Source organism: Shinella yambaruensis, assembly GCF_050859155.1.
Lineage (GTDB): Bacteria > Pseudomonadota > Alphaproteobacteria > Rhizobiales > Rhizobiaceae > Shinella > Shinella yambaruensis.
Map to the genome: position 1 here is coordinate 2,049,260 of NZ_CP150638.1, position 16,749 is coordinate 2,066,008.

The following is a 16,749-nucleotide window of genomic DNA, read 5'->3' on the forward strand; positions in this document are numbered from 1 at the left end:
CTAAACCACCTCAAAACGCTTTGAACCGGGAGGTGCGAGACCGAAATGCTGGCGGAAAATGCGCTATCCTGCGGTGTGGTGATCGTCGCCGCCGGGCGAGGCGAACGGGCCGGCAGCCATGCCGAAGGCCCCAAGCAGTATCGGCGCATCGGCGGAAGGCCGGTCATCTCCCATACGCTCGATCTCTTTGTCAATTGGCCGCACGCCCGGCATATCGTGATCGTGATACACCCCGATGACGCGGCCCTGTTCGAAACGGCCCGCGCCGCCGCCCTTCCCGCCGGGGAGCGCCTCACCGTCGTCCATGGCGGCCCGACGCGCCAGCAGTCCGTGCTGGCCGGCCTGGAAGCCCTTCCGGCCGACGCGGTCAGCCACGTCCTCATCCAGGATGCGGTGCGCCCCTTCGTCGAGCTCGCCATCCTGGAGCGCACCCTCGCCGCCTTCCAGCACGGCGCCCGTGCCGTTCTGCCGGCCGTCGCGGTGGCCGACACGCTGAAGCGGGCGGACGCCAACGGCAATGTCGCCGAGACCGTCTCGCGTTCCGGCCTCTTCGCCGCCCAGACGCCGCAATCCTTCCACCTCGCCACCATCCTGGAGGCCCACCGCCGCGCCAGCGCCTCCGGCCGCACGGATTTCACCGACGACGCCTCGATCGCCGAATGGGCGGGCGTTCGCGTGCATCTCGTCGAAGGCAGCGCCGGCAACGTCAAGCTCACCCTGCAGAAGGATATCGCCATGGCCGACCAGCGCCTTTCCCACGGCCTGCCGGACGTTCGCACCGGCAACGGCTATGACGTGCACCAGCTCGTCGAAGGCGACGGCGTCACGCTCTGCGGCCTCTTCATCGCGCACGACCAGGCGCTCTCCGGCCATTCCGACGCCGACGTCGCGCTGCATGCGCTGACGGACGCGCTGCTCGCCACCTGCGGGGCCGGTGATATCGGTGATCATTTCCCGCCCTCCGATCCGCAATGGAAAGGCGCGGCCTCGCGCATCTTCCTCGAACATGCCGCCGGCATCGTGCGCGCAAAGGGCGGCACGATCATGAACGCCGACGTCTCGCTGATCGCCGAGGCGCCCAAGGTCGGCCCGCACCGCGAGGCGATGCGCCGCAACCTTGCCGATTTCCTCGGCATCTCCATCGACCGCTGCTCGGTCAAGGCGACGACCAACGAGAAGATCGGCTTCATCGGCCGCCGCGAGGGCATCGCCGCCATCGCCACCGCCACCGTCGTCTACGGGGGAACCGACGCATGAGCCTCTGGCCAAAGGACATCGAAGACACTGCACGAAAAATCGTCGCCGATTTCACGGAGCGCGGCCTGTTGATCGCCACCGCCGAATCCTGCACAGCCGGCCTCATCGCCGGCGCGATCACCGAGATATCGGGCTCGTCGAGCGTCTTCGACCGGGGCTTCGTCACCTATTCCAACGAAGCGAAGCGGGAGATGATCGGCGTCGCCAATGCGACGCTGAAGGCGCACGGCGCCGTCTCCCGCCCGACCGCCATCGAGATGGCCGAAGGCGCCATCGGCAATTCCGCCGCGAACATCTCGGTTGCCGTGACGGGCATCGCCGGGCCCGGCGGCGGTTCGGAGGAAAAGCCGGTCGGCCTCGTCCACCTCGCCGCGGCCCGCAGGGGGCATGAAACGCTGCACCGGGAAATGCGCTACGGCGATATCGGCCGCAGCGCCGTGCGCCTTGCGACGGTGCGCACGGCGCTCGAAATGCTGATCGAACTGTCGGAAGCGGACTGAGCTATTTCGCCGCTCCGGGCAGACAGAGCCCGGTGACGTCGAGCAAGGCCTCCATGCGGACCGCCGCGTCGTCCTGCTCCCACCAGGGAACGCCCGTCGCCAGGTATTCCTTGGCCATCCAGGCATCGTTCGTCTCGTGCTCGCGGCGAACGGCGTCCTGATATTCCTTGCCGGCGCGCTTCTCCGCCATGCATGCGGCATAGTCGTCGCCCGCAAGCACGCGGCTGGCATAGATGCCCTCGAAATCCCCCGTGCTGCCGGCCTTGCCGGTCTCGATGTCGGCGACGCGCGCCGCCTGCTCGCGGGAAATGTCGAGGTCGAGGGTCTCGATATAGACCCGTCGTCCCCAGTCCATCTCCTTGTTCGCCGGATCCACCGGCGCGATCTCGTAGATCCGGCTGAGGAGTTTTGCGCCCGCCATCGCCTCGGAGATGACCGCGACGGTGGTGAGCGTGTAGGTGAGGCTTCGCGCCTCGACCTTGCCCGCCAGTTGCCCCAGCGGCTCGAACCTGCGCGTCACCGTCGCCGTCTCGCCGACGGGCACCGCCCTGATGTCCGGCGTCACCGTCTCCTTCCCGTTGAGGAACAGATACATGTTGGCGACGCGGCCGGGCGGAAAATCCTGGTCGCTGTAACGAAGCGGCTCGGGATAGGCGCCGGGACTGCGCGAACGCATGCTCACCTTCAGCCCTTCGGAGAGCCAGTAGTTGCCGGCGATCGGGCGTTTGTCGGCATCGAGCAGCAGCACATAGCTTCCGGGCTTGCGTAACAGCGTCAGGTCGGGCTCCGCGGATGCGCCATCGGCCGCGAATATCGAAGAAGCCAGCACAAGAATGCGCAAGCGCCCTATCGTCACAGCACCCATCGTCCGCCTCCCGGCCGTTGATCCTCGGGTGAATGACGGATGGTCACGCCGTTTTGTTCAGCTGCCGTAGATCGTCGCGGCGCGTTTCTCGAAGGCGTCGGTGAACATGCGGAAGGCGCGATCGAACATCGAGCCCATCAGCGCGCCGAGAATGCGGCTCTTGAATTCGTAGTCGATGAAGAAATGTACGGAGCAACCGCCGCCCGGCGCCGCCTCGAAGCGCCAGCGGTTGTCGAGATAGCGGAACGGCCCGTCGATATATTTGACGTCGATCGCCCGCTCGGCGCGGTTGAGGAGGACCTGGGTGGTGAAGGTCTCGCGGATCGCCTTGTAGCCGACGGTCATGTCGGCGACCAGGAGCTCCTTGCCGTCGCGCTCCTTGCGCGAACGCACGGTCAGCGCCTCGCAGAGCGGCAGGAACTCCGGGTAGCGCTCGACATCGGCGACGAGGTCGTACATCTGTTCTGGTGTGTGGGGAACCGGACGGCGGGTTTCGAACTGGGGCATGGCCGAGAGCTAATATTGCCGCGCGAGGATGGCAAGTAGCCGGCGGTTCTCCGCCTTGGATTTCAACACGCAAACCGGCACATCAGGGCCATATGCCGCAAGCTTCTCATCGATTTCCGGGCTCTCCGTCTTCTCGAAGTTCCAGATATAGGTCAGGAATTCGCGCGTCATCCGCTCCGGGCAACCATCGGCCATCTCCGGCCGCGACCGGCCGCGGAATTTCAGCCAGCGCGAGAGCACGCCGTAAAGCGACGTCCAGCGCGGCGGGCGAAGCCAGAGGACGAGATGCGTGCGCGGCAGGCGCACCGGCAAGGTGCCCGGGCTGGTGCCGTCGATGATCCAGCGCTCCTGCGCCACAATCGCTTGCAGGCGCGCCAGGGCCTCCGCGCGGGGCCGCACCGTCCAGCCCGGCAGCCAGAAGATCTCGCGGTCCATCGAGACATAGGGCAAACCCAGCCGCTCGCCGAGTTTTCGCGCCAGCGTGCTCTTCCCGCTGCCCGAGCAACCGATCACCAGCACGCGGTTCGCCGTCGTCAGCCGTTCGGTGGCCTCCCCGATCGTGATCGAAACAGTCATGGGTTTTCTCATGGACATCCGGCCGTCGGCGGGTTGGCAATCCGTGCCGCACGGCGTTAGAGCATTTCCAGGAAAAGTGCGAAGCGGTTTTCCGTCCGGAAATGCGTTGAAACAAACAGATAGAGCGTTTTCGCGATTCGAAGAAAAGCGGAAACGCTCTAGACGCAGCGAGCGGCAAGATCAAGACGGCGTGTGGTTCGAAGGAATGTCAGGCCGCGGACGGGCCTGGCCGATCGGTCGCCATATCTCACGCTGCAAACCGAGGCGCACAAGCCAATCCTCCAGATACCACCCGATCACCTCCTTGCGTCCGCGTACGAAGGGAATGTGGGCGACATCGAGATTGACGAAGGGCAGGAACGGATTCGGCCTTTGCGATGCGTAGAATTCCACCCGAACGGAACTGCGCGCGGAATAGCCCCGGGCATGGAACCCGAATGTATCGCCGACGACGAGCGTATTGGCCGGCACCGCGAATTTCGTCGGCATGGGCAGATGGAGGCGCTTCACCGCTGACAGCGGGATACGGAAGGAACCGCCGGTCCATCCGCGCGACCCCAGAATGCTCATCCGCTTCTGCCACGCAAGCCGGCGCCGCGTCAGCTTGTGCGAGCCCGCGACATAGGTGAAAGGCCCCTCGTCTGCCGGCACATCGTAGAGGAAATACCAGGCCTTTGCGGTGGAATGGAACGTGTCGGTATGCAGGTCGGTCTGGGGATCCATCTCGCCGGCGCCCTGCGAAGGCGTGCCGAAAATAGTCTGGATGCTCAGCACCGGTTCGACATTAAACCCGCCGACATAACGGATCGGGCCGGTCCATCGTTCACTGTTTAGGAATGCCTTTATCGCGGGGTTTTTCGCCAGGACATCCGGGGTCAGGGGGATACGGCGGGTGACGGCGCGGCCCTCGCGCATTTCGCGTGCAGGTGCCTCCAGCAACTCGACCTCACGGACCAGCGCCCTGAAGTCCTCGTTCGACAAGAGGTTACGGCGCTCAATGAAGCCATTGGCCGCGAAGAAGGATCGTTCGTCCTTCGTGACGAGATGGCGAAGCCGCTTTCGGCGCCAGCCCGCAATTCTGGCGGCGGTTTTCACCCGCCAGACGTGAAGGCCCTTGCGGTTCAGTCGCTCGCTTCCGAGGATCGGGTTGCGGAACTCCTTGTTTCCCGAAAGGATCTGCAAAGCGTGAATGGGCGCCAGGAGGATATTCCTGATCCTGGCGAGAACGCTGCCTTTGCTCATCCGGTCCTCCACGGTCAAAGCGGCAATGTAGCAGCCGGATCGTGCTGGCCAAGGACTTTTACTCGGCGGCGATGGAGAGCTTTCTTTCTCGCGCAGCCCTCAGCCGGGCGAAGTCGTCGCCGGCATGGTGCGAGGAGCGGGTCAGCGGGCTGGAGGAGACCATCAGGAAGCCCTTGGTATAGGCGACCGTCTCATAGGACTTGAACTCCTCCGGCGTCACGAAGCGGTCGACCTTGTGGTGCTTGCGGGTCGGCTGCAGGTACTGGCCGATGGTCAGGAAGTCCACATCGGCGGTCCTGAGGTCGTCCATCAGCTGGAGCACTTCGTTGCGCTCCTCGCCGAGGCCCACCATGATGCCCGACTTGGTGAACATGGTCGGGTCCAGCTCCTTCACGCGCTGCAACAGGCGCACGGAGTGGAAGTAGCGCGCGCCGGGGCGCACCGTGAGATAGTTGCCCGGCACGGTCTCCATGTTGTGGTTGAAGACGTCCGGCTTGGCCGCGACGACGCGCTCCAGCGCGCCCGGCTTCTTGAGGAAGTCCGGCGTCAGGATCTCGATCGTCGTCGCGGGGGAAGCCGCGCGGATCGCCCAGATCACCTTCTCGAAGTGCTCCGCGCCGCCATCGGCAAGGTCGTCGCGGTCGACGGATGTGATGACGACATGCGACAGGCCCATCTGCCGGACGGCCTTGGCGACGTTTTCCGGCTCTTCCATGTCGAGTGCATTCGGCTTGCCCGTCGCCACGTTGCAGAAGGCGCAGGCGCGGGTACAGATCTCGCCCATGATCATGAAGGTGGCGTGCTTCTTGTCCCAGCACTCGCCGATATTCGGGCAGCCCGCCTCCTCGCACACCGTCACCAGCTTGTGCGAGCGCACGAGGTCGCGCGTTTCCTGGTAGCCCTTGGAAACCGGCGCCTTGACGCGGATCCATTCCGGCTTGCGCAGCACTTCCGTATCCGGCCGATGGGCCTTTTCCGGATGGCGCACCCGCGGAGCGTTGGGATCAAGATTGGTGCGGTCGAGAATGGTGACCATGTCGATTCCACTTTCTAGCAGGCTTCTGCGCCTGTCTTGCGGACCCGAAATTTCGAGCCAGCCTTATCTGCGGCAGGCTCGGGCTGCTGTCAAACCTCGCCCCACCCCCTCCGACGCTTATGGATGGCCGGGTCAAGCCCGACCATGACGAAAGAGAGGTTCGCGGCATTTTTCCGAGAGTCTGAGCCCGCCTCATGTGGAGGCGGGCCTTAGCACGTTCAAGCGTTCAGTGCACGCCCATAGGCATCGAGCACGCTTTCCTTCAGCGTTTCCGAAATGGTCGGGTGCGGGAAGATCGTGTGCATCAGCTCCTCCTCGGTCGTCTCGAGGTTCATGGCGATAACGAAGCCCTGGATGAGCTCGGTCACTTCCGCCCCGACGAGGTGGGCGCCCAGAAGTTCGCCCGTCTTCTTGTCGAAGATCGTCTTGACGAGGCCCTGGTCCTCGCCGAGCGCGATGGCCTTGCCGTTGGCGACGAAGGGGAAGCGGCCGACGCGGATGTCGCGGCCCTGCTCCTTGGCCTTCGCTTCCGTCAGGCCCACGGAGGCGACCTGCGGATGGCAATAGGTGCAGCCCGGGATCTTCGCCTTGTCCATCGGATGCACGTTCGGCAGGCCGGCGATCTTCTCGATGCAGATGACGGCCTCGTGCTCGGCCTTGTGGGCGAGCATGGGGGGACCTGCGACGTCGCCGATCGCATAGATGCCCGGCACGTTCGTCTTGCCGTAGCCGTCGATGGCGATGAAGCCGCGGTCGGTCTTCACGCCGAGCGCCTCGAGGCCGATATTCTCGATGTTCGCCTGCACGCCGACAGCCGAGATCATGCGGTCGGCGGTGATCTTCTCGACCTTGCCGTCCTTCATCTCGACATGGGCGGTGACAGAGTTGGCGCCCTTCTCCACCTTCACGACCTTGGCCTCCAGATGGATCTTCATGCCCTGCTTCTCGAACTGCTTCTTGGCGAGCGCCGAGATTTCCGCATCCTCGACCGGCATCACCGTCTTCATCACCTCGACGACCGTCACATCGACGCCGAGCGTGCGATAGAAGGAGGCGAACTCGATGCCGATGGCGCCCGAGCCCATGACGAGCAGCGACTTCGGCATTTCCTCCGGCTTCATCGCTTCAAAGTAGGTCCAGATCAGCTTGCCGTCCGGCTCGATGCCCGGCAGCGCGCGCGGACGGGCGCCGGTGGCGATCACGATATGCTTGGCCTTGTAGGTGCCCTCGGGCAGGACGTTCTTCGGCAGCGGCGCCTGCGGCTGCTGGATCGCCTTGCTCGTCTTGGAGACGACGATCTCGCCGGGCTTGGTGATCTTGGCCTCGCCCCAGATGATGTCGACCTTGTTCTTCTTCATCAGGAAGCCGACGCCGCCGTTCATGCGGCTTGCGATGCCGCGCGAGCGGGCGACGATCGCCTTCAGGTCCGGCGTCACCGTGCCCTCGATCTTCACGCCGTAATCGCCCGGATGCTGGGCATAGTGGAAGATCTCGGCCGAGCGCAGCAGCGCCTTGGTCGGGATGCAGCCCCAGTTGGAGCAGATGCCGGCGAGATGCTCGCGCTCGACGATGGCCGTCTTCAGGCCCAATTGCGCCGCGCGGATCGCGGCGATGTACCCGCCCGGTCCCGAACCGATAACGATGACGTCGTAGGCATTCGACATGAGCGCTTCCACTCCTCTGTTGTTCTTCTGCGCCCGCGGTCGGCTGACGCCGCCGCGGCCTTGACGAGGAGCGGAAGCACTCCGCCCCTCAGGGAAGCTCTTCGACCTTTTCCGGCCGCGTCAGCATCCCGTAGATTTCATCCTTGAGCCGCATCCGCGCCTTCCGCATGTCGGCCATGTGGACGTCGGCGACGGGCTCGATATCCGTCTCGGCGCGGTGGATCGCGAGATTCACCGCCTGGTATTCCTCGGAAATCCGGTGGAAGTGGCCATCGACCTCGCGCAGGTGGCGGATCTTGGCCAGATGCTCCGGAAATTCCTCTGCCAGTTGGTGCGGGGTGTTCGGCATGTCCATCTCCTTCTTCTGATGATGGTGACAGCCTAGCGCGCCCGCGCCTTCCCTCCTTGATCCCGGTCAAAGCCCGAGCATCATGCGCGCGACCGGTTCCAGCCCCTTGCCGATCGCCCGCGTGTTCCGCGCGTCGAGATGCACGCCGTCGAGCGGCGTCGTCTCGGCCACCGAGCCCGCATCGAAAAAGCCGCAGCCGCGCTCGTCCGCCAGGTCCGCATAGAGCGTCGCCAGCATCGCCGATTGCTCCACGCCGCCGGCGAACATGGCCGCGAAGGCGGTGTTCGCCGTTTCGCAGAGCGGCGGCGGCGAGACGATCAGTACCTCCGGCCCCTCCGCCGCGTCGAACGACCAGGCGTGGTGGCGCACCAGCTCCACCAGCCGCTCCATGCCCTGCACCGCACCGAAGGCCGTGCCGCAGATGGCGGGCTTCATGTCGTTGGCGCCGAGGAACAAGATCACGAGGTCGATCGGGTCGTGGCTGTGCAGGATCGTCGGCAGGATGCGCGCACCGTTGCGGTCGCAATCGGCCAGATGGTCGTCATAGGCGGTGGTGCGGCCGTTGAGGCCCTCCGCGATCACGGCGACACCGGGCCCGAGGGCCTTGGCGAGCACGCTCGGCCAGCGATCCTCGAAGGCGTGCCGGTCGAGCGTTTCCGCATTGTAGCCCCAGGTCAGGCTGTCGCCGTAGCAGAGAATGGTTTTCACAGCATCCCCCCGGAATATTCCACTCCCCCTTGCGGGGAGGGGTCAGGGGTGGGGGTGGTTCCGCGGAGTTCCATGGCGATCCTTCCAAGGACAGACATCATATCCAGCATCACTTCGCGGTTCTGGAAACGAATGACGCGAAAATTCTGTTCACGAAAATAAGCCTCCCGTTCGAGATCCCGTCTTTTCCGTCCCGCATCGGCATGGATTTCACCGTCGACCTCGATAACGAGCCTCCTGCCCAGACATACGAAATCCGCGACGTAACGACCGATTGGCACTTGTCGACGGAAATGAGTTCCCGGAATGCCCGGCAATTCCTTGCGAAGCGCGGCCCAAAGGCGGCGTTCCGCATCCGTCATCGAGCGGCGAAGGCGCGGCGCGTTCATCGCCGCTTCACGACTGGGCGGATTCGATTTTTCGCGATTCCAGACCATGTTCACCGTTCCTGCCCCAATCGGCACCCCCACCCGTCCGCTACGCGGACACCCTCCCCGCAAGGGGGAGGGAAAGCGTCTCAGACCAGCATCCCCATCGGGTTCTCGATATAGCGCTTGAAGGCCCCGAGCAGCTCGGCGCCGAGCGCGCCGTCGACGCAGCGGTGGTCGGTGGAGAGGGTGACCGTCATCGCGTTGACGATGACCATCTCCCCCTTCTTGACCACGACCCGCTCCGTGCCCGCGCCGACTGCCAGGATCGTCGCATGCGGCGGGTTGACGACGGCGGCGAAGTTCGAGACGCCCATCATGCCCATGTTGGAGACCGCGGTCGTGCCGCCCTGGTACTCCTCGGGCTTCAGCTTGCGTTCCTTGGCGCGCTTGCCGAGGTCCTTCATCTCGTTGGAGATGGCCGACAGGGTCTTCAGTTCCGCCTTGCGGATGATCGGCGTGATCAGGCCGCCCGGAATGGAGACGGCGACGCCGACATCCGCATGCTTGTGCTTGACCATGTTCGTATCGGTCCACGAGACGTTGGCGTCCGGCACGTCGCGCAGCGCGAGCGCCATGGCCTTGATCACCATGTCGTTGACCGACAGCTTGTAGGCCGGCTTGTCTTCCCTGCGCGGCGCCGAATCGTTGAGCTGGGCGCGCAGCGCCAGCAGCGCGTCGAGCTCCACGTCGACCGACACGTAGAAGTGCGGGATCGTCTGCTTGGATTCCTGCAGGCGCTTGGCGATGGTCTTGCGCATGCCGTCATGCGGCACGAGTTCGTAGGAGCCCTCGTCGAAGAGCTTCAGCACGGCATCGTCCGACATGCCCTTCGGCGCGGCGGCCGGGGCGGCGGATGCGGCAGCAGCCGGCGCTGCGGCGGCAGCGGGCTTGGCACCGCCGGAGGCCGCAGCCTTCTCGACGTCGCTCTTGACCACGCGGCCGTGCGGGCCGGATCCGGAAACCGCCGAAATGTCGATGCCGGCCTCCTTGGCGAGACGGCGGGCAAGCGGCGAGGAGAACACGCGGTTGCCGTCCTTGGCCGGAGCCGGGCCTGCGGATGCGGTGGCAGCCGGGGCCGCAGCAGCCGGCTTTTCCGCGTCCTTCGGCGCCTCGGCCTTGGTTTCGGCCGGCTTGGCTTCGGCGGGCTTGGCGTCCGCCTTGGGCGCCGAACCGCCGCCGGCAGCGGCGGCGCTCACATCCTCGCCATCGGCGGCGAGGATGGCGATCAGGCTGTTGACCTTCACGCCTTCCGTGCCGGCGGGAACGACGATCTTGGCGACCGTGCCCTCGTCGACGGCCTCGACCTCCATCGTCGCCTTGTCGGTCTCGATCTCGGCGATGACGTCACCGGATTTCACGGTGTCGCCTTCCTTGACCAGCCACTTGGCGAGGTTGCCCTCCTCCATGGTGGGCGAGAGGGCGGGCATCGTAATGTTGATCGGCATTTCGGCGCCCTCCCCTTATTTGTAGCAGACGGTTTTGACCGCCTGGACGACTTCGCCGACATTCGGCAGCGCCAGCTTTTCGAGATTGGCGGCATAGGGCATCGGAACGTCCTTGCCGGCGATCGTCAGGATCGGCGCATCGAGATAGTCGAAGGCCTGCTGCATGACGCGGGTCGCGATCTCGGTGCCGACGGAGGACTGCGGATAGCCCTCCTCGACGACGACGAGGCGGCCGGTCTTCTTGACGGATTCGATGATCGTCGGCAGGTCCATCGGGCGGATGGTGCGAAGGTCGATCAATTCGACGTCGATGCCGTCCTTCTCCAGTTCCGCGATCGCCTTGATGGCATAGGTCATGCCGATGCCGAAGGAGACGACGGTGGCGTCGTTGCCCTTCTTGTGCACGCGCGCCTTGCCGATCGGCAGCACGAAATCGTCCATCTTCGGCACGTCGAAGCTCTGGCCGTAGAGGATTTCGTTTTCGAGGAAGATGACCGGGTTCGGATCGCGGATGGCCGCCTTCAGGAGCCCCTTCGCATCGGCCGCCGTGTAGGGCATGACCACCTTGAGGCCCGGAATATGGCTGTACCAGGCGGCATAGCACTGCGAGTGCTGCGCGGCGACGCGCGCCGCCGCGCCGTTCGGGCCGCGGAAGACGATCGGCGCGCCCATCTGGCCGCCGGACATGTAGAGCGTCTTGGCGGCGGAGTTGATGATCTGGTCGATCGCCTGCATGGCGAAGTTGAAGGTCATGAACTCGACGATCGGCTTGAGGCCCGTCATCGCCGCGCCGACGCCGACGCCGGCAAAGCCGTGCTCGGTGATCGGGGTGTCGATGACGCGGCGGGCGCCGAATTCCTGCAAGAGGCCCTGCGTGACCTTGTAGGCGCCCTGGTATTCGGCGACTTCCTCGCCCATGACGAAGACGTCCTCGTCGCGGCGCATCTCTTCCGCCATGGCGTCGCGCAGCGCCTCGCGCACGGTGGTCGATACCATTTCGGTGCCGGCCGGGATATCCGGATCGGGGGCGACTTCGCCCTTCGGCTGCGCCGGAACCGGTGCGGCGGCGGAGCCCTGCTGGGTCGGCTTTTCCGCCTCTTCCACCTTCGGGCCGGCGGCCTCGGCCTGCTTTTCGGCAGCCTTCGGCACAGCCATGGCATCGGCGCTCTCGCCGTCCTGCAGGAGCACGGCGATCGCCGTGTTCACCTTGACGCCCTCGGTGCCGGCGGCGATCAGGATCTTGCCGATCACGCCTTCGTCGACGGCCTCGACTTCCATCGTCGCCTTGTCGGTTTCGATTTCGGCGATCACGTCGCCGGACTTGACGGCGTCACCCTCGTTCTTGACCCACTTGGAGAGCGTGCCCTCCTCCATGGTCGGAGACAGGGCGGGCATGAGAATCTCGATTGGCATTGGTGTCCCTCCCCGGATTACAGCAGGATGTCGGTGTAGAGTTCGGATGCATCCGGCTCCGGATCGGCCTGCGCGAAATCGGCGCTGTCGGCGACGATGTCACGGACGTCCTTGTCGATCTGCTTGAGGTCGTCCTCGCTTGCCCATTTGTTTTCCAGAAGGCGGGCGCGCACCTGCTCGATCGGGTCGTGCTCGGACCGCATCTTCTGCACCTCGTCCTTCGAGCGGTACTTCGCCGGGTCGGACATGGAGTGGCCGCGGTAGCGGTAGGTCTGCATTTCGAGGATGATCGGGCCCTTGCCGGAGCGGCAGTGCTCGACGGCCTCGTCGGCAGCGGCCTTGACCGCGCGCACATCCATGCCGTCGACCTGGAAGCCCGGAATGTTGAAGGACGCGCCGCGCTGCGAGAAGTCCGTCTGGGCCGAGGCGCGCGAGACGGCGGTGCCCATGGCGTAGCGGTTGTTCTCGATGATGTAGATGACCGGCAGCTTCCAGAGGGAAGCCATGTTGAAGCTTTCGTAGACCTGGCCCTGGTTCGCCGCGCCGTCGCCGAAATAGGCGAGCGAGACATTGTCGTTGCCGCGGTACTTGTTGGCGAAGGCGAGGCCCGTGCCGAGCGAGACCTGCGCACCGACGATGCCGTGGCCGCCGTAGAAATGCTTCTCCTTGGAGAACATGTGCATGGAGCCGCCCTTGCCCTTGGAAAGGCCGCCGCGGCGTCCGGTCAGCTCCGCCATCACGCCGCGCGCGCTCATGCCGCAGGCGAGCATGTGGCCATGGTCGCGATAGCCGGTGATGACCTGGTCACCCTCCTTCAGCGCCAGTTGCATGCCGACGACGACCGCTTCCTGGCCGATGTAAAGGTGACAGAAGCCGCCGATGAAGCCCATGCCATAGAGCTGGCCGGCCTTTTCCTCGAAACGCCGGATCAGCAGCATCTCGCGGTAGGCATGAAGATCGTCTTCCTTGGAGAATTCGGCAATCGTGCCGCCGGTGAAGTCTTTCTTTGCAGGCTTTGCCGCGGTTTTGCGGCTGGACGTGGACGCGGTTTTACGCGGAGCCATTCGTTCCTCCCTATGTTTGCCTCTTGAAGGAAACCATAGGGGAGAAAGCCCGCCTCAGCAATGCCATAAATGCATGGCTTATATTCTTTCCAAACCACTGATTAGTAAGGCAGATTTACGATTAACCAGATTTCGGTTAATCGACTTTCTCAGTGGAAAATCACGATTTCGTCGGCTCTGGACATGTTGAGATAGGAGCGTGCCTTTTCGTCGAGCATGTCGCGCTCGAGCGAGCCGTCGCTCATCAGGGCCACCTCTTTTTCCAGGGTCTGGCGCTGCCGCACGAGGACGTCCAGACGCGCCTGGCGCGTCACTCTCTGCCGTTCGAACTCCTCCATCCCCCTGAGACCGAAGTCGCCATGGACGGAATGATAGCCGAAGTAGGAAAGGAATGCGACTGTAATTACCGGCAGAGCCAGCCGGCCGAATTTCCGCTTCTTATGGTGTTTGGTCCACATGCAAGGCAGCCCCGATACGCAATACGGGTTCGACACTAGCGGCAAGCGGTTAACCGACCATTGACCATGATCGACGGGCAAGGAAAAAACCGCATCTGCCGATGCGTTCAGCTTGATGACAAACTCGCTCCCAATACTCCGTCATCCTCGGGCTTGACCCGAGGATCCATTCTTTTCAACGGTTTGTGGATGGTCGGGTCAAGCCCGACCATGACGAAGGAAAGGTTTGCGGACGTTGTCAGCGGCTTGGCCGCATCCGCCGACGCGGTCTTCATTTTTCTTGCGTGGCTCTGCCCCGAGGGCGTACGGCGAGCGGGAAGGCGCTCAGGCGTCGAGCATTTCCCGCACGGCCTCGGCGAGCTGCTTCAGCGAGAAGGGCTTCGGCAGAAAGCCGAACTTGGCGTCCGCCGGCAGGTTGCGGGCGAAGGCGTCCTCCGCATAGCCGGAGACGAAGATGAACTTGAGGTCCGGATAGGACTTGCGCAGCTCGCGCAGCAGCGACGGGCCGTCCATCTCGGGCATGACCACGTCGGAGACGACGATGTCGACGGCGCCGTTCAGCTCCTCCATGATGTCGAGCGCTTCCACGCCGGAACCGGCCTCGTGCACGGTATAGCCGCGCGTCTCCAGCATGCGCTTGCCGCCGCGGCGCACGGCTTCCTCGTCCTCGACGAGCAGCACCACGGCCGAACCGCCGGTAAGGTCGCGCGGCTCCTTGTCCGCCGCCTGCGTGGCCACGGCCGCCGGCTGGCCGTCCGTCTGCGGCAGCGCGCGCGGATCGCCGGTCGCCTCCGCCGGCACCGCCTCTTCGGTGTGGCGCGGCATGAGGATGCGGAAGGTCGTGCCCCGGCCGACCTCGGAATCGAGATAGATGTAGCCGCCGGACTGCTTGACGATGCCGTAGACCATGGAGAGGCCGAGCCCGGTGCCCTTGCCGACCTCCTTCGTCGTGAAGAAGGGCTCGAAGATCTTGTCGATGATCTCGGGCGGAATGCCGGTGCCCTGGTCGGCCACTTCCACTTCCACATAGTCGCCCGGCGGCAGGTCGCGCAGGTTCCGCGCCGCCGCCTCCTCGGCCTCCACATTGCGGGTGCGGAAGATGATCGTGCCGCCCTCCGGCATGGCGTCGCGGGCATTTACCGCAAGGTTGATCAGCACCTGCTCGAACTGGCCGAGGTCGGTCTTCACCGGCCAGAGGTCGCGGCCGTATTCGACGTCGATCTTGACGTTGGTTCCGGTCATGCGGTCGACGAGCATGCGCAGGTCGCCGATGACGTCGGTGAGGTTCAGCACCGTCGGGCGCATCGTCTGCTTGCGCGAGAAGGCGAGCAGCTGGCGCACCAGCACGGCCGCCCGGTTGGCATTGCGCTTGATCTCCATGAGATCGGCAAAGCTCGCATCGGACGGGCGGGCGGACAGGAGCAGGTGGTCGGAGGAAAGCAGGATCGCCGTCAGCACGTTGTTGAAGTCGTGCGCGATGCCGCCGGCGAGCGTGCCGACCGCGTTCATCTTCTGCGTCTGCGCCATCTGCGTCTCGAGCGCCTTCTGCTCGGTGATCTCGACGGCATAGACGATGGCCGCCTCCTCCGGCGCCTCGTCGCTCTGGTCGATGACGGCGTTCACATAGAAGCGGAAATGCCGGCCGTCATCGGCCGGGTGCAGCGAATCGAGCGGCGCGATGTCGCCCTGCCGGTCCTTCGCCGCGTCGAGCGCCGATTGCAGGCGCAGGCGGTCCGTCTCGTGCACGATGGTCTCGAGCTTGGCGCCGCGGTCGATGTCGTCGCGCGAGACGACGCCCGAGAAGAGTTTCAGGAACGGCGCATTGGTGCGCAGGATCCGGCCGTCGCCGTCGACCGAGGCGATCGCCATCGGCGTGTTGTTGAAGAAGCGCGTGAAACGCATGGAGGCGATCGAGGCGGACTGGTCGTTCGCGCTGCCTTCCTCGCGCGCGAGAACGATGGTGCGGCTTTCGCCCGGCGCCCCGTCGCGCGTCGTGGAAACGCGGTGCACGATGCGCACCGGCAGGCTCTGGCCGTTGGTCTTGCGCAGGTCGAGGTCGAGCATTTCCGTGCGCTTCAGGCCGGGCTCGGCCTGCACGGACTGGATGAGCGCCAGCCCCTCGCCCGCCACCACCTCGGCGATCGACAGCGAGCCGGGGTGGAACTTGGCCAGGTCGATGCCGAGCCATTCGGCAAGCGTCGCGTTCAGGTAGACGATCTCGCCCTTGCGGCCGGCGGAGAAGAAGCCGGCCGGCGCGTGGTCGAGATAGTCGATGGCGTTCTGCAACTCCTTGAAGAAGCGCTCCTGGTCGTCCCGCTCGGAGGTGATGTTGGAAATCTGCCAGATGTAGAGCGGCTGTTTCGGCTTGTCGCGGTTCGGCAGGATGCGCGCCTTGAGGCGGTACCACTGCGCGCCGGAACCGCCCGAGGCGGCCGGGTTGAGCGACTTGGGGACGCGGAACTCCTCCGCCCCCTCCTTGCCCTCGTGCAGGCCGTTCGTCAGGCGGTAGACGGCCTCGGTCGCGTCGCGATTGCGTGACAGGAGGGTTTCGAGCGTCAGCACCTCGGCCGCGCCATTCGCACCCGTCAGTGCGCCATAGGCGGCATTGGCGTAGACGACGCGGCCCTTGCGGTCGGTGACGACCGTGCCGTCGGGATGGGAATCGAGGAAGGCGCGCGCCAGCTCGTCCGAGCGCGCCGCCTGCGGCATGACCTCGATGAAGCCGATCAGCGCGGAAACGACGAAGAAGATGCCGGCCATGGCGAGGACGCCGAGAACCCCGAGCACGAGCTCGTTGTCGAGCTGGTTCTTGAAGACGATGAACGCCCCGGCCGACGCCGCCAGCACGATCGCGAGCAGCACCACACGCAGCGCCACCGCCGGCCGCACGCCGCGGTCCACGATCGGCACATCATCCCCGTCCGGCCGCTTCATCGTCGTCATCAATCCCTCGTCTGCAACAGTACGGGCCTTGCGCTTGACCCGAACCCGATGCCAGAATCATGTTTATCCGCACGAGGGAAGCGCAAAAAGCCGTCGAGGGAAAGCAAGGCCGCGAATTCACAGGGAATATTCCGGGCCAGGGCATGGCAATTCTCCTAGCCTGCCATACTTGCGCGACGATGACGACGGCAATACGCGCTGGACAACCGGTGCGCCGCGCTTGTAGGAGCCCGGGAAAAGCCGTCAAATGCAGCCCGTCGGCCAACAGGCCAAAGTGCCGAGAAGGAGTGA

16 protein-coding genes are annotated in these 16,749 nt (G+C 64.9%); 2 read left to right on the top strand and 14 right to left on the bottom strand.

What is annotated here, in order from left to right; translation table 11 throughout:
- Positions 1–45: 45 nt before the first annotated feature.
- Together WMC41_RS10190 and WMC41_RS10195 are read left to right on the top strand one after the other, a co-directional pair.
- The gene (locus tag WMC41_RS10190; RefSeq protein ID WP_432347974.1) at positions 46–1,257 is read left to right on the top strand and encodes a bifunctional 2-C-methyl-D-erythritol 4-phosphate cytidylyltransferase/2-C-methyl-D-erythritol 2,4-cyclodiphosphate synthase; all 1,212 of its coding nucleotides are present in this window, start codon (positions 46–48) and stop codon (positions 1,255–1,257) included.
- Positions 1,254–1,757 carry a CinA family protein gene (locus WMC41_RS10195; RefSeq protein ID WP_272805610.1) on the top strand — a complete coding sequence of 168 codons (504 nt, stop codon included), beginning with the start codon at positions 1,254–1,256 and terminating at the stop codon, positions 1,755–1,757. The genes WMC41_RS10190 and WMC41_RS10195 overlap by 4 nt, the downstream gene beginning before the upstream one ends.
- 1 nt (position 1,758) lies before the next feature.
- Here WMC41_RS10195 and WMC41_RS10200 read toward each other — a convergent pair whose 3' ends face one another.
- The 14 genes from WMC41_RS10200 to cckA all read right to left on the bottom strand — a co-directional run bounded on the left by WMC41_RS10200 (position 1,759) and on the right by cckA (position 16,458).
- The gene (locus WMC41_RS10200; protein WP_432347977.1) at positions 1,759–2,598 is read right to left on the bottom strand and encodes a hypothetical protein; all 840 of its coding nucleotides are present in this window, start codon (positions 2,596–2,598) and stop codon (positions 1,759–1,761) included.
- An 81-nt stretch (positions 2,599–2,679) separates the two neighbouring features.
- Complete coding sequence (locus WMC41_RS10205; protein WP_244765328.1) at positions 2,680–3,129, bottom strand: type II toxin-antitoxin system RatA family toxin; 450 nt, start codon at positions 3,127–3,129, stop codon at positions 2,680–2,682.
- A 9-nt stretch (positions 3,130–3,138) separates the two neighbouring features.
- On the bottom strand, positions 3,139–3,705 hold the full coding sequence (locus WMC41_RS10210; protein ID WP_432347979.1) for an AAA family ATPase: 567 nt from the start codon (positions 3,703–3,705) through the stop codon (positions 3,139–3,141).
- Between the two features lie 180 nt (positions 3,706–3,885).
- Positions 3,886–4,947, bottom strand: coding sequence for a phytanoyl-CoA dioxygenase family protein (locus tag WMC41_RS10215; protein WP_432347981.1), 1,062 nt, complete (start codon positions 4,945–4,947; stop codon positions 3,886–3,888).
- Between the two features lie 58 nt (positions 4,948–5,005).
- A complete protein-coding gene (gene lipA / locus WMC41_RS10220; protein ID WP_432347983.1) occupies positions 5,006–5,983 on the bottom strand; it encodes a lipoyl synthase in 978 nt (325 codons plus the stop codon).
- Between the two features lie 218 nt (positions 5,984–6,201).
- Positions 6,202–7,647: a dihydrolipoyl dehydrogenase gene (gene lpdA / locus WMC41_RS10225; protein ID WP_432347985.1), complete on the bottom strand. Its 1,446-nt coding sequence runs from the start codon at positions 7,645–7,647 to the stop codon at positions 6,202–6,204.
- A gap of 88 nt (positions 7,648–7,735) precedes the next feature.
- Positions 7,736–7,996, bottom strand: coding sequence for a YdcH family protein (locus WMC41_RS10230; protein WP_244765323.1), 261 nt, complete (start codon positions 7,994–7,996; stop codon positions 7,736–7,738).
- A gap of 66 nt (positions 7,997–8,062) precedes the next feature.
- Complete coding sequence (locus WMC41_RS10235) at positions 8,063–8,704, bottom strand: SGNH/GDSL hydrolase family protein (RefSeq protein ID WP_244765322.1); 642 nt, start codon at positions 8,702–8,704, stop codon at positions 8,063–8,065.
- Positions 8,701–9,141, bottom strand: coding sequence for an endonuclease domain-containing protein (locus tag WMC41_RS10240; RefSeq protein WP_432347987.1), 441 nt, complete (start codon positions 9,139–9,141; stop codon positions 8,701–8,703). Before WMC41_RS10240 ends, WMC41_RS10235 begins: the two co-directional genes overlap by 4 nt.
- 80 nt (positions 9,142–9,221) lie before the next feature.
- Entirely contained in the window at positions 9,222–10,580 is a 1,359-nt protein-coding gene (locus WMC41_RS10245; RefSeq protein WP_432347989.1) for a pyruvate dehydrogenase complex dihydrolipoamide acetyltransferase, read from the bottom strand.
- 15 nt (positions 10,581–10,595) lie between these two features.
- Positions 10,596–11,993, bottom strand: coding sequence for a pyruvate dehydrogenase complex E1 component subunit beta (locus WMC41_RS10250; protein WP_432347991.1), 1,398 nt, complete (start codon positions 11,991–11,993; stop codon positions 10,596–10,598).
- Between the two features lie 17 nt (positions 11,994–12,010).
- Positions 12,011–13,057 (bottom strand): pyruvate dehydrogenase (acetyl-transferring) E1 component subunit alpha, encoded by a 1,047-nt coding sequence (pdhA, locus tag WMC41_RS10255; protein ID WP_244765318.1) that lies wholly within the window; start codon positions 13,055–13,057, stop codon positions 12,011–12,013.
- 149 nt (positions 13,058–13,206) lie between these two features.
- Complete coding sequence (locus WMC41_RS10260; protein ID WP_244765317.1) at positions 13,207–13,515, bottom strand: FtsB family cell division protein; 309 nt, start codon at positions 13,513–13,515, stop codon at positions 13,207–13,209.
- A gap of 324 nt (positions 13,516–13,839) precedes the next feature.
- Complete coding sequence (cckA, locus tag WMC41_RS10265) at positions 13,840–16,458, bottom strand: cell cycle histidine kinase CckA (protein ID WP_432347993.1); 2,619 nt, start codon at positions 16,456–16,458, stop codon at positions 13,840–13,842.
- Positions 16,459–16,749 lie beyond the last annotated feature (291 nt).

Coding starts and splice junctions, on each gene's coding strand:
- WMC41_RS10190 (WP_432347974.1), top strand. CDS start 46: ATGCTGGCGGAAAATGCGCTATCCTGCGGTGTGGTGATCGTCGCCGCC.
- WMC41_RS10195 (WP_272805610.1), top strand. CDS start 1,254: ATGAGCCTCTGGCCAAAGGACATCGAAGACACTGCACGAAAAATCGTC.
- WMC41_RS10205 (WP_244765328.1), bottom strand. CDS start 3,129: ATGCCCCAGTTCGAAACCCGCCGTCCGGTTCCCCACACACCAGAACAG.
- WMC41_RS10210 (WP_432347979.1), bottom strand. CDS start 3,705: ATGACTGTTTCGATCACGATCGGGGAGGCCACCGAACGGCTGACGACG.
- WMC41_RS10215 (WP_432347981.1), bottom strand. CDS start 4,947: ATGAGCAAAGGCAGCGTTCTCGCCAGGATCAGGAATATCCTCCTGGCG.
- lipA (WP_432347983.1), bottom strand. CDS start 5,983: ATGGTCACCATTCTCGACCGCACCAATCTTGATCCCAACGCTCCGCGG.
- lpdA (WP_432347985.1), bottom strand. CDS start 7,647: ATGTCGAATGCCTACGACGTCATCGTTATCGGTTCGGGACCGGGCGGG.
- WMC41_RS10230 (WP_244765323.1), bottom strand. CDS start 7,996: ATGCCGAACACCCCGCACCAACTGGCAGAGGAATTTCCGGAGCATCTG.
- WMC41_RS10240 (WP_432347987.1), bottom strand. CDS start 9,141: ATGGTCTGGAATCGCGAAAAATCGAATCCGCCCAGTCGTGAAGCGGCG.
- WMC41_RS10245 (WP_432347989.1), bottom strand. CDS start 10,580: ATGCCGATCAACATTACGATGCCCGCCCTCTCGCCCACCATGGAGGAG.
- WMC41_RS10250 (WP_432347991.1), bottom strand. CDS start 11,993: ATGCCAATCGAGATTCTCATGCCCGCCCTGTCTCCGACCATGGAGGAG.
- pdhA (WP_244765318.1), bottom strand. CDS start 13,057: ATGGCTCCGCGTAAAACCGCGTCCACGTCCAGCCGCAAAACCGCGGCA.
- WMC41_RS10260 (WP_244765317.1), bottom strand. CDS start 13,515: ATGTGGACCAAACACCATAAGAAGCGGAAATTCGGCCGGCTGGCTCTG.
- cckA (WP_432347993.1), bottom strand. CDS start 16,458: ATGACGACGATGAAGCGGCCGGACGGGGATGATGTGCCGATCGTGGAC.